Origin of the sequence: Embleya australiensis (assembly GCF_051903075.1) — a bacterium.
Classification (GTDB): Bacteria; Actinomycetota; Actinomycetes; order Streptomycetales; family Streptomycetaceae; genus Embleya.
Genome location: NZ_CP182422.1, coordinates 6,297,226 through 6,313,274 on the forward strand (window position 1 = coordinate 6,297,226; position 16,049 = coordinate 6,313,274).

A 16,049-nucleotide genomic window follows, 5' to 3' on the forward strand; every position below is an offset into this window, starting at 1 on the left:
CAAAAGCACACGGACGACGGTCACGGCCGGGCGGGGTCGATGGTCGGGGCGGCGGACTCACCCACCCCGAGCACGTCGGACGCGACGGGGGGCTCGGGGGTGGTGGGCGTGGACGCGGTCGACACGGCGGTCGCCGACGGCGTAACGGGCGGCTGGGGTACGCCGGTTGCCGTGGGCGGTTCGGTGGGTTGGTGGGGTTGGCGGGCCGAGGCGAAGGCCGGGGGCCGGCGGCCGGCGGTGGTTGCGGCCGGTGGCCTTTCGGGGGTTGGCGGCGGGGTTGGCGATCCCGTGTTCGCGGATGCCGCGGGGGTTGCGGTCGTGTGCCGCTGCGAGGCTGCCGGAGTCGGGCGGTGGGTCGCTTCGGGTGTGGGGGAGGCCGGCTCGGCCCCGCCCTCGGAGCGGAGATCGGCGTCGGATCGCCGCTGCCCGGCCGTTGACGGCGACACGCGCGATCGAGCCAGACCCGGAACTCCCGCATCCGCAGCGGCGGTCGCGGACGCCGACGCGCTCAGCGACGCCCCGGCACCCGCAGGACCCGATGCGGGCGGGGCAGCCGACGCCGACGCGCCGGTACTCGCTGGGCCCGATGCCGACGCGGTGGCCGTGGCGGCACTGCCCGAGGAGGCCCGCGTGCTCACCCGCCCGTGGCCCACCCCGTCCGCCGAGCCGGAACCATCCCGCCGCCCGTCCACGGACTCCGCCGCGCCCGGCTCCACCGCCGGAGCGGCACCCTCGACCGGGCCACCGTCACCGCCCGTCCGCGCGGGACGCCCGACCGCACCGACCGTGACCACATCGCCGACTCGGCCGGCCCCGCCCGCGCCGGCCGTACCGCCTCCCAAGCCGGCCGCGCGCTGCCCACCGATGGGCGCGATCACACCGTCCGCCCGGTCCAGCGCGCCGCCGCCGACATCCGTACTGTTTCGGGACGAAGCTCCCGCACCGACCCGCACGGGCGCGACGTCCGCAACTCCTGCCCGCGCCGCACCCGTTCCGCCCACGCCCCCCGGCACCGTCCGAGCCGTGTCCGCCGCCGGCCCCGTCGGGCGCCCGGACCGAATCACGCGGGCCACCGCACGCGCCAGGCCGGCCGTTTCGACCGGGCCCAGGCCGTCCGCGGCGGGCAACACCCCGAAGGCGTCCGGACGCAGGCTCAGCCGCCGCCCCCGCACTTCCCCGAGGACGAGCACCGTACGCCCCGGCCGCGCCGCGAACGCCGCCGGTTCACCCGCCGCCTCCGGAGCGGGCTCGGCGCACACCAGGACGCGTACCGCCGGATCGGCGGCCAGTTCGGCCGTCGACCGCCCGGGGAACCCCGGATGCACACCGTGAGCCACGCCGACCACACCCGAGGGCAACCGCCGAACCAGCTGCGCGGTCAACGCATGACCCAGATCCGTGCCCGCCCGGTCCCCGGTCACGGTGAGCACCGGCCCCACCGCCGCCGCATCCAGCAGGACCACATCGGCCCCGATCAACCCGACCACGATCGGCAGCGGCACGGCCTCCGTCGGCTCGGGCACACCCAGATCGGCCACCGCGGCCGTCCACACCAGCGCGTCGTCCGGGTCCACCACCCAGGGCTCTGCGGCCTCCGGCGCCCGGACCGCCGCGAGCCGTACCGCCACGCGCTCGCCCGTCAGCACCACCGCCCACGGCCGCGCCCCCGCCGCCCGGGCCGCGCCCAGCGCCCGCGTGGCGTGTTCGAAAGTCTCCGGCGCACCCAGATGCCGGGCCAGCACCGCGACCCCGCGGCGATCCCGCCGCCAGGCGACGAACGGCGCGGCGAACGCCCGCCCCGTCGCGGCCACCTGATGCCCGAACCCGCGGAACAGGCCGCGCGGACCGGCCCGTCGGGACAACACCCGCAGCAACACCACGACGAGGATCACGAGTTCGAGCAGGGCGAGCCAGCCCACGCCCCGGTTGCCGCTCCAGAAGTCCGCGCCGAAAGGCTTGGCGGCCGTCGTGCTGCTGATCGTGCCCTCCCACTGAACAGGTGATACCGGGGTCACCCGGAGATCAGTGGGCATTGAAGCAGCCGCGCAGCGTATTCGAAAGAGCCGGCGCAGAATTTCGAGTTGGGCTTTTCGGAACCATCCGACACCGTTTCGGGGGCATGGCGAGACGTCGGTTCACCGCGCCGGCCCGGCGGCCGGCCGGTCCGACGCCCGCCTGACGACAGGGCAGTGACCTGCACGTACAACGGGATGCCGGGGCTCGTACCCACCCGAACGGCAGACGGCCCCCCGGACCGTCCGTCCCGACTGTTCTCATTCTCTGGAAAATCCCGCAACGAACTCGAAACGGGATTCCGGCAATCCTGCACGCAGATCGACAAACCTGCGAATCGACGTGACATTCCCCTTGCCTGGGAAATAGGTGCGCCCGTGGTGCGGCGATTCCACAAAATAGACGGGGACCCGCCTCGACGTGACGGATCTGAGCTTCATCTGAGGTTTCCCGAGCGTAGATCGGGTGAAGCGGCCAAAGCTTGAGCAAAGCCCTCAAGCTCGCCGATCCGGACAAACCGCGCCCCCGGCAACTCCGGCCGTCAACTTGGACCACCGGCCGCCTCGTTCACCCGATCACGCCGGGAACGACCCCGCCAGCGCTACGAAACCCCCACCGCCGGGACCGCCCGCGCCCGCGCGTCCGGCCCCGCCGTCGCCACCCCCACCAGCGCCCCGACCGCCGCCAACACCGCCGGAAACTCGGCCACATAGTCCATCGACGCCTGCACCACGAACGCCGTGAAGGTCACCGACCCCACCGCCACCACCGCCGGCGACCGCGCCGAGCGCCACAACCGCACGTACACCCATCCCACCACGGCGACCAGACACAGCGCCCCGGGGACGCCCTGCTCGGCGCTCTGCCGCAGCCACATCGAATGCGCCGAGTGCACATCCGCGTCCGAACGCACGGTCGGACTGTTCTCCACGAACGTGCCGGGACCCGTCCCGCGCACCGGGAAACGCTTCGTCAGATGCACGCCGTCGCCCCACAGTTGCACCCGACGCTCGGTCAACCCCGCCCGGGCGGCGCCCTCGACGCCCTCCGTCCGCGTACCCAGCGCCCCGAGGACCACGGTGCCCAGCACCACCCCGGCCGCACACAGCGCCGACAGCGCCACGACCGTGCCCCGCCGCCGCACCAGCGGCGCCAGCAGCGCGGTCGACAACACCGCCAGCGCACCCGCCGCCGCGGCCACCGACCGCGTCGCGAACGTACCCACCACCAACACCCCGGCCAACACCAGGAGTCCGGCCCGCCACCGACCCGACCCGGCGGCCAGCGCGGCCAGACACGCCGCCCCCACCCCCTGCGCCACCAGCGCCCCGTCGGCGTTCCCATAATCCAACGGCGGCGCCGTCGCGTCCCCACTCACCGCGTCGGGCCACACCACCAACATCACCGTCACCGCGCCGGCGAGCATCGCCGGCACGGGTAACGCGAACCGCCCGCCGCACAACCGCCCCAGCACGTACGCCCCGGCCACCACCGCCAGCGCCAGCAGATACCTCCCCGGCGCACCCACCCGGTTCGCCGCCGCCACCGGAGCCCACAACGCCGCCACCGCGATCAGCGCGGCACCCGGCGGATCCAGTCGGGACAGATATCGCGCCCTGTCGTGCACCCGAAGGTCGCCTTCTCGGTCAGCACTCACCGCACCATTCGCTTCCACTCGACGATCCGGGCCCGCCCTGCCGCGCCCGCGACCGCGTTCGTGCCCACGCTCGCGTTCGTGTGTGCCCCACCCCGACCGCCCGGCGGTGCCAGGATGTCCCCCATGCAGCTCTACATCTGCGGAGCCGGCGGCGTCGGCCGCGAAGCCCTCGATACCGCGCTCGCCGCCGCGCTCACCGTCACCGCGTTCCTCGACGACGCCCGCGCCGGCGAACAGGTCCGCGGACTGCCGGTGTTGCGTCCCGACGAGGCCGTCGGCGGCGAATATCTGGTCGGCATCGCCGCCCCCGCCGCCCGGGCCCGGCTCGCCCTCCTGATGGAGCGGCGGGGACTGCGCCCGGCCACCCTCGTACATCCGCGCGCGGTGATCGCGCCGGAGACGGTGCTCGCGCCCGGCTGCCTCGTCCAGGCCAACGCGTACGTCTCCAGCAGCGTCACCCTCGGCCCGCACGCACAGGTCCACTACAACGCCACCATCGGCCACGACGCCGTGCTCGACACGCGCGCCACCGTGTATCCGGGCGCCAACATCTCCGGCAACGTGCACCTGTGCGCGGGCGCCACCGTCGGCAGCAACGCCGTCGTCCTCCAGGGCCTGACCATCGGCCCGGACGCCTTCGTCGGCGCGGGCGCCGTGGTCACGCGCGACGTGCCCGCCCGCACCACCGTGGTGGGCGCACCCGCCCGCCCCCTCCGCACACCCGCCGACGACTGACCCGCCCGACCGCGCCTCAGCCGAGTCGCGACCGGAACCACTCGACCGTCCGGGCCAGCCCGTCACGCAACTCGACGGGCTCGGCCGCCGGGAACAACGCGCGCAACCGCGACCCGTCCGCCTGGGAGTCCCGCACGTCACCGGGCCTGGGGGAGGTGTGCTCCACCTCGACCGCATGCCCCAGCACCTCCGCCAGCAGGGTGATCAGCGCGTTCAACGAAGTCCGGGAGCCGAAGGCCAGGTTGACCGGGATGTCCGAGACCACCCGGCGCAACACCGCGTCGGTCAACACCGCACACACACTGTCGATGTTGGTGAAGTCGCGCGTCTGCTCGCCGTCACCCTGCACCGACAGCGGCCGACCCGCCAACGCCGCGTCCACGAAGCGCGGAATCACCGCGGCGTACGCGTGATCGGCCGGCTGGCCGGGGCCGAAGACGTTGAAGAACCGGAACGGCAACACCGGCAGCCCGTAGCAGTTGCCGTACGCGATCAGATACGCCTCGGTGGCCAACTTGCTCACCGCGTAAGGGCTCAGCGGCGCGGTGCGCATGTCCTCCCGCTTGGGCAACTCGCGATTCGCGCCGTACACCGACGACGAGGACGCGGCCACCACGTGGATGTTCCCGGCCCGCCGCGCCGCCTCCAACACCTCTAGAGTGCCCGTCGCGTTGGCATGGTGGCTGGCCAGCGGCGCCTCCACCGACCGGGGCACCGACGGCAACGCGGCCAGGTGCACCACCGCGTCCGCACCCACGAACGCGCGGTCGAGCAACTCCGGTTCCAGGATCGAGCCCTGATGGAACGTCACCTTCAAGCCGGTGAGATTCGCGAGCGATCCCGTGGACAGATCGTCGACCACGTGCACGTCGCGCACCACGTCGTGGCCCTGCAACGAAGCGGCCAGATTCGCGCCGATGAAACCGGCACCGCCGGTGATCACTACCTTCACAAAGTCCCCCCGGACCGTCGCGCCCAACCGTCCCCACCCGAGTCGCCGATTCGAACTCCCCGGGCTCGGCCCGGAGTCGCCCCACCCCCGGCCCCCCGCACTGTACCCACGGCCCGCTTCACGAGAGGGCAAAACCCGGACAACAGGCCGGAACGTACGCCACACTTTCCCGTATCTCGGCCCCGGGACACCGCCCCGGGGACCGATATTCGGGTGGGGGACACTCATGAAGATACCCAGGCCAAGGCTGCGCAGAGCGACGATACCGACACTGTTCGCGCTGCTGCTCGCATTGACCGTCGCGGCACCGGAGACACCGAAGGCGGCCGCGGGTCCCTGTGACGCGCCGGTCGCCAACGCCATCGCCTGCGAGAACAGCAAGACCGGCAACCCGCGGACCGAATGGGACGTCAGCGGCGCCGGCAGCAACGCCATCCAGGGCTACTCCACGGACATCAGCGTCAACGCCGGTGGCCAGATCAAGTTCCGGATCGACACCACCGCGAGCTCCTACCGCGTCGACATCTACCGACTCGGTTGGTACAACGGCAACGGCGCGCGCAAGGTCTACACGATTCCGGCCTCCGCCACGACGCCCAAGCGGCAGGACGACTGCGACATCGACAACCTGGTGACCGGTCTGATCGACTGCTCCAACTGGACCGACTCCGCGTCCTGGACCGTGCCCGCCGACGCGGTATCCGGCTACTACATCGCCAAACCCACCCGCACCGACGGCAGTTCCGGCGCGAGCCAGATCCCGTTCATCGTCCGCAACGACGCGTCGCACTCGGCACTGCTGATGCAGTCCTCCGACACCACATGGCAGGCGTACAACGCCTACGGCGGCAACGACCTGTACACCGGACAACCGGTGGGGCGCGCCTACAAGGTCAGCTACAACCGGCCGTTCACCACGCGCGCCGACAATCCCGAGGACTCGCTGTTCAACGCCGAGTTCGCGATGTTGCGCTTCATCGAACGCAATGGTTACGACGTTTCCTACACGACCGGCGTCGACACCGATCGACGCGGCCAACTGATCAAGAACCACAAGGTGTTCCTGTCCGTCGGCCACGACGAATACTGGTCCGGCCCACAACGCGCCAACGTCGAGGCGGCCCGGGACGCGGGCGTCAACCTCGCCTTCTTCTCCGGCAACGAGATGTTCTGGAAGACCCGTTGGGAGAACGGCGGGATCAACGGCAACGGCCCCGACCACCGCAACCTGGTCGCCTACAAGGACACCCACGCCAACCAGTCGATCGACCCGCTGGGCCCGAGCACGTGGACCGGCACCTGGCGCGACCCGCGCTTCTCGCCACCCGGTGACGGCGGCCGACCGGAGAACAACGTCACCGGCACCATCTTCACCGTCAACTGCTGCACCACCGACATGAACGCCAACGGCGCCGACGGGCGGCTGCGCCTGTGGCGCAACACCCGCCTGGCCACCCTCGGACTCACCGCGCAGACCACCCTCGGCAGCGGCACGCTGGGCTACGAGTGGGACTCCGACCTGGACAACGGCGCCCGACCCGCGGGCCTGATCCGCCTGTCCACCACGGTCAAGTCCGGCATGTCGGTGCTCCAGGACCAGGGTTCGACCTACGCCGACGGCAGTTCCACGCACAGCCTGACCCTGTACCGCGCGCCCAGCGGCGCCCTCGTCTTCGGCGCGGGCACCGTGCAGTGGGCCTGGGGCCTGGACGTGTACCGGGTCGGCGCGAACGGCACCGTGGACACCGCGATGCAGCAGGCCACGATCAACCTGTTCGCCGACATGGGCGTACAACCGGGCACGCTGATGAGCGGCATGGTCGCCGCGACCCAGAGCACCGACACCACGCCGCCCACCTCGACCATCACCGCGCCGACCAACGGCGGCAGCCTGCCCACCAATTCCAACGTCACCATCACCGGCACCGCGACCGACACCGGCGGCCGGGTCGGCGGCGTCGAGGTCTCCGTCGACAACGGCGCGACCTGGCACCCCGCCACCACCGGCCGGGACAACTGGACCTACGTGTTCACCACCGGCGCCGGCGGCACGATCACCATCAAGACCCGTGCCACCGACGACAGCGCCCGTACCGAGACCCCGTCGGCGGGCGTCACCGTGACCCTCGGCGGCCCACCGCAACCCGTCACGTGTCCATGCACCCTGTGGGCGCCGACCGACCAACCCTCGGCCGGACCGGACCCGGACACCGCCGCCACCGAACTCGGCGTCAAGTTCCAACCCGACCGGGCCGGCTTCATCACCGGCGTGCGCTTTTGGAAGGACGCCGCGAACACCGGTACGCACACCGGGACCCTGTGGTCCGCGACCGGCACCCGACTCGCCACCGCCACGTTCGGCAACGAAACCGGGTCCGGCTGGCAGCAGGTGACGTTCGCTCAGCCCGTGGCGGTCACCGCGGGCACCACCTACGTGGCGTCCTACCTGGCCCCCAACGGCAGATACTCCGCCGACCAGGGCGGCCTGACCACCGCGCACATCCGCGGCCCGCTCACCGCGCCGGCGAGCAACGCCGCCGGCGGCAACGGGGTGTACCGCTACGGCACCGGATTCCCGACCTCGACCTGGAACGACTCCAACTTCTGGGTCGACCCGGTGTTCATCACCACCAACGGCGGCCCGACCGGCACCGCGCCGCAGGTCACCACGACCGTCCCGGCGAACGGGGAGGGCTTCGCCCCGGTCGGCGGCAACATCACCGCCACGTTCGACGTGGCGGTCCAGCCCGCGACGATCGTCTGGACCATCGACCGGGGCGAAAGCGGCCGGGTCACCGGAACCGCGAGCTACAACGCCACGACCAGGGTCGCCACGTTCGATCCGACCACCGACCTGATACCCGGCGCCACCTACTCGGTCGCCCTCAGCGGCGCACAATCCGCCGACGGCACGCCGATGGCCGACAAATACTGGTCCTTCACCACGGCCGGCAGCACCCCGCCGCCCACCTGCAATCCGTCCTGCACCATCTGGCCCGCGACGGCGACGCCGGCCGTACTCTCCGACACCGACACCGCCGGCATGCAACTCGGCGTCAAATTCCGCACCACCGTGCCCGGGAAGATCACCGGCCTGCGGTTCTACAAGGGCCCGAGCAACACCGGCACACACACCGGGACCATCTGGTCCGCCACGGGCAGCATCCTGACCAGTGCGACCTTCACCGGCGAGAGCGCGTCGGGCTGGCAACAGGTGAACTTCGCCCAACCGGTCGTGATCGCCGCCAACACCACCTACGTGGCCTCGTACTACGCACCCGTGGGCCGCTACTCCTCCACCGAGGGCGGCCTGACGGCGGCGGCCGGAACCGGACCGATCACCGCCCCCGCCTCCGGCACCGTCGGCGGCAACGGCGTGTACACGACCGGTACCGGCTTCCCGACAAGCACCTGGAACGACAGCAACTACTGGGCGGACGTCGTCTTCACCACCAACTAGTCGCCGCCGACCAGTCCCCGACAACCAGTCCCAGCCCGGTCCCGGCGCCGGCAACCGGCACCGGCCGGCGCCGACACACGGAAACCGCGCGGCCGGCGGCAACACGCCGCCGGCGGCCCGGTCTCCGGGACCGGCGCGGCGGCCCGAGCTCCGGCGCGCCCACACCCGCCCGAACCCACGAACCGACGACCGACCGTCATGCCATTGAGGAGCACCAACTCGATGAAGGCCGCCTGCGCCAGAACCAGACCGGGACTTCGACAACGCCGAGGGACATGGGCGAGCATCACGTTCGCCGCGATCGGCGCATTGTTGTTCACCCTGTTCGCCCCGATCACCGCGGCCCAGGCCGCGCCATGCAGTCCGTGCTCGCTGTTCGCGGGCGCCACCCCGGGCGGCGCGGTGACCGACACCGACGCGGTGGCCGTCGAGTTGGGCGTGCGCTTCAAGCCCGCCCAGGACGGCACGATCACCCAGGTCAAGTTCTGGAAGGACGCGGCCAACACCGGCACCCACACGGGCCGGATCTGGAACACCGCGACCGGCACCGCGACTTCGGTGACCTTCACCGGTGAGAGCACGTCCGGCTGGCAGAGCGCCACGTTCGCCGCGCCGATCCCCGTCACCGCCGGCACCGAGTACATCGCCTCCTACGTCGCGCCGGTCGGCCGCTACACGGTCACCGCCGACTACTTCGCGACCGACCGCACGGTCGAACAACTCCTCGCCCCGGCGAGCAACGGCACCCAGGGCAACGGCGTCTACACGTACAACCCAGGCGGCGGCATGCCGACCGACTCCTACCGGGCCGGCAACTACTGGGTCGACGTCTCCTTCGTCCCCGGCGCCGACACCACGCCGCCCACGGCCACCCAGACCGTCCCGGCCGCCAACGCCACCGGAGTGGCCACCGCCGCACCGCTGTCCGTCACCTTCAGCGAACCGGTCCAACCCGCCACCGTGCAGTGGGCGGTCACCCGGACCGGCGGCCCGGCCGTCCCGGGCGCCGCGTCCTACAACGGCAACACCGCCACGTTCACCCCCACTTCGGCACTCGCCGCGTCCACCGGCTACACCGTGAGCGTGTCCGGCGCCAAGGACGCCGCCGGCAACACCGCGGCGACCAAGTCCTGGTCCTTCACCACCGGCAACGGCAGTACCCAGAACATCGAGACCAGCATCTGGACCGGCCCGGTCAGCCCGACCACCCCGAACCAGACCGACAACAACAGCGTCGAGGTCGGCGTCAAGTTCCGCACCACCGCCGACGGCCAGATCAAGTCGATCAGGTTCTGGAAACTCGCCGGCAGCACCGGCCCCTACGCGGTCAGTCTGTGGGACAAGAACACCCAGACCCGGCTCGCCACCGTACCCAACGTCAACCGCACCGGAACCGGCTGGCAGACCGTCGACCTGCCCACCCCGATCACCGTGCACGCCGGCGTCACCTATGTCGCGTCCTACTTCGCGCCCAACGGCAACTACCCGGCCAACACCGCCTCGTTCTCCCAGGCCGTCGGCAACACGATGATCAGCGCACTCGCCGACGGCGTCGACGGCGGCAACGGCGTCTACAAGTACAACGCCGGCAGCATCTACCCGACCGACAGCTGGAACGGCAGCAACTACTGGGTCGACGTGGTCTTCAGCACCAACGCCGAGGACACCGTCGCCCCCGCCATCACCGACCAGTCGCCGACACCCAACGCCAACGGCGTACTCGCCGGCGTACAACCCTCGGTCACCTTCAGCGAACCGCTCAAGACCACCGGCCTGACCTTCGAACTCAAGCGCAACGGCACGGTCGTACCCGCCGAACTCGAATTCGACAACCCCACCAACCCGACCCAGCTCACCCTCAAGCCGAACGCCGAACTGGCCTACGGCACGCCGTACACACTCACCGTCGGCGGGGTCAAGGACCGCTCCGACAACGCGATGCCCGACGCCAACTGGGCTTTCACCACCGGCCAGGCACCGCCCACCCCGCCGTGCGACGCGCCGAACACCGGCCCGATCCTGGTGATCAAGGCCGACTCGAACCCCTTCAGCTGCTACTACACCGAAATCCTGCGGGCCGAGGGCCTGAACTCCTTCGCGGTCAAGGACGCGAGCACCGTCACCGCGACCGTACTGAACGGCTACACCACCGTCGTCCTCGGCGACTTCGCCCCCTCCGCGCAACTGGTCGCCGACCTCACCACGTGGGTCAACGCCGGCGGCAACCTGATCGCCATGCACCCGCGCGCCGCCCTGGCCGGCCTGCTCGGCCTCGGCACCTCCGGCGGCTTCCAGGCGAACCAATACATGAAGGTCGACAGCGGCACCGCGCCCGGCGCCGGCATCTACAGCCAACTGAGCATGCAGTACCACGGCCCCGCCGACGTATGGACGGTCCCCGGCGGCGTCGGCACGATCCGCGTCGCGGACCTGTACACCCGCACCGGCACCAGCCCACTCGGCCCGGCCGTCACCACCCGCACCGTCGGCAGCGGCACCGCCTCCGCCTTCACCTACGACCTGGCCCGCTCCATCGTGCAGACCCGCCAGGGCAACCCCGCCCAGGCCGGAGTCGAGAACGACAACTTCTCGGACAGCGGCGGCCCGCTGATGCGCGCCGACGACATGTTCTACCCGGACTGGATCGACCTCAGCCGCGTCCGCGTCCCGCAGGCCGACGAACAGCAGCGCCTGTTCGCCAACCTGATCGAGATCGGCAACCGCGCCAAGGCCCCGATCCCCAGGACCTGGTACCTGCCCGGTAACGCCGCCACCGCCGCCCCCGACCTGCTCAAGGTCGTGATGGTCTCCACCGGCGACAACCACGGCCAAAACCTCAGCGACATGCAGGGCCGGGTCACCCGCTACAACAACAACAGCTCCGACCCGAACTGCTCCAGCCCCATCGCGGCCCTGCGCGACGCCGCGGTCCGGAACTGGAAATGTATGCGCGGCACCATCTACGTCTGGGGCCCGGGACCCCAGGGCACCCAGGCACCCCCGGTGTCCGACGTACAGAGCTGGACCGCCCAGGGCTTCGAGATCGCCCGACACGTCGACGAGAACGGCAGCTGTCCGCAATTGCGCGCCGGCGCGTCGCAGACGGACATCAACGCCGAACTCTCCGCGGTGTACGAGAACAGCCTGGACGACTTCACCCGCTACGCCCCGCTGAAGCCGACCACCAACCGGACCCACTGCCTGATCTGGCCGGACTGGAGTTCCAACGCGACGATCGCCCGGGCCAAGGGAATCCGGCTCGACACGAACTACTACTACATGCCCGACTACTGGAAGAACACCTGGGGCGGGTCGCTGATGAAGGCCAGTCCCGGATTCTTCACCGGCTCCGGATTCCCGATGCGCTTCACCGATCCCAGCGGTCAGATGATCGACATCTACCAGGGCACCACGCAGATCAACGACGAATTCCAACAGGTCTATCCGGACACGTTCGACCAACTCGTCAGCGGTGCCAACAACGACGGCTTCTACGGCGCGTTCGTGATGAACAACCACACCGACTCGGCGAACGCCAACGGCGGGGTCGGCAACGTGGGCCAGCTCGACATCGAGGCCGCGCTGATCGCCTCGGCGAAAGCGAAGAACGTCCCGATCGTCTCCGCCAAACAACTCCTGGACTGGACCGACGCCCGCAACGCCTCGACCGTCACCGGCCTGAACCGGGTCGGCAACACGGTCACCTTCACGGTCAACCAGAACGCGGCCGCGACGAACCTGATGACGATGCTCCCGACCACCGGCTCCGGCGGCACCACGCTCACCGGTCTGTCCCGCGGCGGCGCCCCGGTCACCTTCCAGAAGACCACGATCAAGGGCATCGAGTACGCCGTCTTCGACGGGACCTCCGGCGCGTACACGGCCACCTACGCCACCCCGGTCGCCCCGCTGATCGCCCGGGCCGAGGCGGCCCCGGCACCCGACGGCTCGGGCACCCTGACCTGGACGACGGACGTCCCGGCCACCACCGAGATGCAGCTCGGCACCCAGCCGGACCAGCTGCCCATCACCCAGCAGAACGTGGAGACGGCCGGCGAGCACAAGGTGGCCCTGGGCGCACTCAAGCCCGACACCACCTACTACTACCGACTCACCTCGGTGAACGCGAAGGGCGACCGCACCACCTGGCCCGCCCCGAACACCAAGCCCGCCGAGTTCCGCACCCCCAAGGCCGACCGCAAGGCCCCGGTGATCAGCGACGTCGCGGTCAAGACCTGGCCGGACGGCAGCGCCGACCTGACCTGGAAGACGGACAAGCCCACCACGACGTCGGTCCTGCTCGGCGACACGGCAGCCGCGATGCGCCCGGTGTACACGGATGCCAAGCAGCGCACCACCACCCACCACGCCAAGCTCGGCCACCTCGGCGCCGGCGCGACATACGCCTTCCGCCTGGCGGGCATCGACGCGGCCGGGAACGAGGGGACCTGGACGGGCGGCGGCGGAAAGAAGAAGGACACGGCCCGCCTGGTCATGCCGAGGCCGGGCGTCGCCGAGACCGGCGCCTTCGACTTCACCAACGGCACGGTCTCGGGCGGAGCGGTCAGCGGCGACCGCCCCGACGCCCTCACCCTGGACCGGGCCCGCACCGGTACATACGTATCCAAGGCCCTGGACGCCGGCCAAATGGTCACATGGCTGGCGAGCGACTGGCAGGCCGACATTCCCAAGGGCACGACGCTGCGGGTATCGGTCCGAACCGGCACTACCGCGATTCCCGACGCGAGCTGGACACCGTGGAAGGACCTGGCCAAGCCGGGGGACACGGTGGGGACGTCGTCGCGATTCCTGCAATACAAGGTGGAGCTCACCGGCGACGGCACGGCAATGCCGACACTGAAGGGCATCGGCTTCACACACGACGGCAAGGTGACCTCGACGGCCCCGGTGACGGAGGCGGGCCCGAACACCGCGCCGGGGCCGAACACGCGGCCGGGGAAGGGGCGTTGAGGCTGCGCTGAGCCTGCGGCCAGGCGACGGTGACCCGCCGCCGAGGCCGTGGGGAGACGTACGAGCGGCCGGGCCCGGAGCGATTTGGCGCTCCGGGCCCGGCCGTGTACTGTTGCGAAGTCCGCCCGGGAGGCGAGCACAATCCCCGATCACCGATTAGGCGATCGGAATGCGCTCCGCTAAAGTCGGCGGGCGCCGCCAAATGCCTCGGAAATGCAAATTCCCGATGCCCGAAGCGGCGGGACGAAGCGGGTCGGAAGATCTGCTAGAGTCTGAAAGGCGGAAAGCGCGGGAACGCGCCGGATGCCGAAAGCGAGGAAAGCTAAGCGGCCGAAACGGTGTGCTAAGCTGGAGACGCGAAAGCGAAACACAAGAAACACAAAAGCAACACAAACTGAACGTCAAACGCCCGGAGGGCGCGGTTGATTCCGCACCGAAGGAAGCGTCCGTTCCTTGAGAACTCAACAGCGTGCCAAAAGTCAACGCCAAAGAAACACCCCCGGCGCTGAACGTCTCTCCATTCGGGGAGTCGCGGTCAGTGTTGGTGGTTCCTTTGAAGAAAATCCTGGGTCCTGTCAGTGGGCCCAGGTCACAGCAAGGACGCGGGCGACATACCCGGATCATTCCTCCGGGAGAGTCGCCGCTCACTTATTGTGTTCCACCGGATTACCGGTGAACATCAATGGAGAGTTTGATCCTGGCTCAGGACGAACGCTGGCGGCGTGCTTAACACATGCAAGTCGAACGCTGAAGCCCTTCGGGGTGGATGAGTGGCGAACGGGTGAGTAACACGTGGGCAACCTGCCCTGCACTCTGGGATAACTTCGGGAAACCGGAGCTAATACCGGATAATATCTTCCACCGCATGGTGGGGGGTTGAAAGTTCCGGCGGTGCAGGATGGGCCCGCGGCCTATCAGCTTGTTGGTGGGGTAGTGGCCTACCAAGGCGACGACGGGTAGCCGGCCTGAGAGGGCGACCGGCCACACTGGGACTGAGACACGGCCCAGACTCCTACGGGAGGCAGCAGTGGGGAATATTGCGCAATGGGCGAAAGCCTGACGCAGCGACGCCGCGTGAGGGATGACGGCCTTCGGGTTGTAAACCTCTTTCAGCAGGGAAGAAGCGAAAGTGACGGTACCTGCAGAAGAAGCACCGGCTAACTACGTGCCAGCAGCCGCGGTAATACGTAGGGTGCGAGCGTTGTCCGGAATTATTGGGCGTAAAGAGCTCGTAGGCGGCCTGTCGCGTCGGATGTGAAAACTCGGGGCTTAACCCCGAGCCTGCATTCGATACGGGCAGGCTAGAGTTCGGCAGGGGAGACTGGAATTCCTGGTGTAGCGGTGAAATGCGCAGATATCAGGAGGAACACCGGTGGCGAAGGCGGGTCTCTGGGCCGATACTGACGCTGAGGAGCGAAAGCGTGGGGAGCGAACAGGATTAGATACCCTGGTAGTCCACGCCGTAAACGTTGGGAACTAGGTGTGGGCGACATTCCACGTCGTCCGTGCCGCAGCTAACGCATTAAGTTCCCCGCCTGGGGAGTACGGCCGCAAGGCTAAAACTCAAAGGAATTGACGGGGGCCCGCACAAGAGGCGGAGCATGTGGCTTAATTCGACGCAACGCGAAGAACCTTACCAAGGCTTGACATACACCGGAAACATCTGGAGACAGGTGCCCCTTTTGGTCGGTGTACAGGTGGTGCATGGCTGTCGTCAGCTCGTGTCGTGAGATGTTGGGTTAAGTCCCGCAACGAGCGCAACCCTCGTTCTGTGTTGCCAGCATGCCTTTCGGGGTGATGGGGACTCACAGGAGACTGCCGGGGTCAACTCGGAGGAAGGTGGGGACGACGTCAAGTCATCATGCCCCTTATGTCTTGGGCTGCACACGTGCTACAATGGCCGGTACAATGAGCTGCGATACCGCAAGGTGGAGCGAATCTCAAAAAGCCGGTCTCAGTTCGGATCGGGGTCTGCAACTCGACCCCGTGAAGTCGGAGTCTCTAGTAATCGCAGATCAGCATTGCTGCGGTGAATACGTTCCCGGGCCTTGTACACACCGCCCGTCACGTCACGAAAGTCGGTAACACCCGAAGCCGGTGGCCCAACTCGCAAGAGGGGGAGCCGTCGAAGGTGGGACCAGCGATTGGGACGAAGTCGTAACAAGGTAGCCGTACCGGAAGGTGCGGCTGGATCACCTCCTTTCTAAGGAGCACATAGCCCGCTTCGGTCGCATGTATCGAAGGGGTTGCTCATGGGTGGA

Annotated in this window: 6 protein-coding genes and 1 rRNA gene; 4 read left to right on the forward strand and 3 right to left on the reverse strand. The window is 69.4% G+C overall.

Going from position 1 to position 16,049, the window contains the following annotated elements:
* Positions 1 to 20: 20 nt before the first annotated feature.
* The gene (locus ACMXN5_RS27070) at positions 21 to 2,033 is read right to left on the reverse strand and encodes a hypothetical protein (RefSeq protein WP_439677415.1); all 2,013 of its coding nucleotides are present in this window, start codon (positions 2,031 to 2,033) and stop codon (positions 21 to 23) included.
* A gap of 581 nt (positions 2,034 to 2,614) precedes the next feature.
* Positions 2,615 to 3,640 carry an O-antigen ligase family protein gene (locus ACMXN5_RS27075; RefSeq protein ID WP_439677416.1) on the reverse strand — a complete coding sequence of 342 codons (1,026 nt, stop codon included), beginning with the start codon at positions 3,638 to 3,640 and terminating at the stop codon, positions 2,615 to 2,617.
* Positions 3,641 to 3,793: 153 nt separating this feature from the next.
* On the opposite strand from ACMXN5_RS27075, the gene ACMXN5_RS27080 reads away from it, so the two are divergent.
* A complete protein-coding gene (locus ACMXN5_RS27080; RefSeq protein WP_439677417.1) occupies positions 3,794 to 4,405 on the forward strand; it encodes a NeuD/PglB/VioB family sugar acetyltransferase in 612 nt (203 codons plus the stop codon).
* A 16-nt stretch (positions 4,406 to 4,421) separates the two neighbouring features.
* Here the strand turns inward: ACMXN5_RS27080 and ACMXN5_RS27085 are convergent, their stop codons facing one another.
* Positions 4,422 to 5,357: an NAD-dependent epimerase/dehydratase family protein gene (locus ACMXN5_RS27085; RefSeq protein WP_439677418.1), complete on the reverse strand. Its 936-nt coding sequence runs from the start codon at positions 5,355 to 5,357 to the stop codon at positions 4,422 to 4,424.
* A 226-nt stretch (positions 5,358 to 5,583) separates the two neighbouring features.
* Between ACMXN5_RS27085 and ACMXN5_RS27090 the strand changes: the two genes are divergently transcribed.
* The 3 genes from ACMXN5_RS27090 (at position 5,584) to ACMXN5_RS27100 (ending at position 15,991) form a co-directional block, all read left to right on the forward strand.
* Positions 5,584 to 8,817 (forward strand): DUF4082 domain-containing protein, encoded by a 3,234-nt coding sequence (locus tag ACMXN5_RS27090; protein ID WP_439677419.1) that lies wholly within the window; start codon positions 5,584 to 5,586, stop codon positions 8,815 to 8,817.
* A 204-nt stretch (positions 8,818 to 9,021) separates the two neighbouring features.
* Positions 9,022 to 13,788 (forward strand): DUF4082 domain-containing protein, encoded by a 4,767-nt coding sequence (locus tag ACMXN5_RS27095; protein WP_439677420.1) that lies wholly within the window; start codon positions 9,022 to 9,024, stop codon positions 13,786 to 13,788.
* 679 nt (positions 13,789 to 14,467) lie between these two features.
* Positions 14,468 to 15,991, forward strand: a 16S ribosomal RNA gene (locus ACMXN5_RS27100).
* Positions 15,992 to 16,049 lie beyond the last annotated feature (58 nt).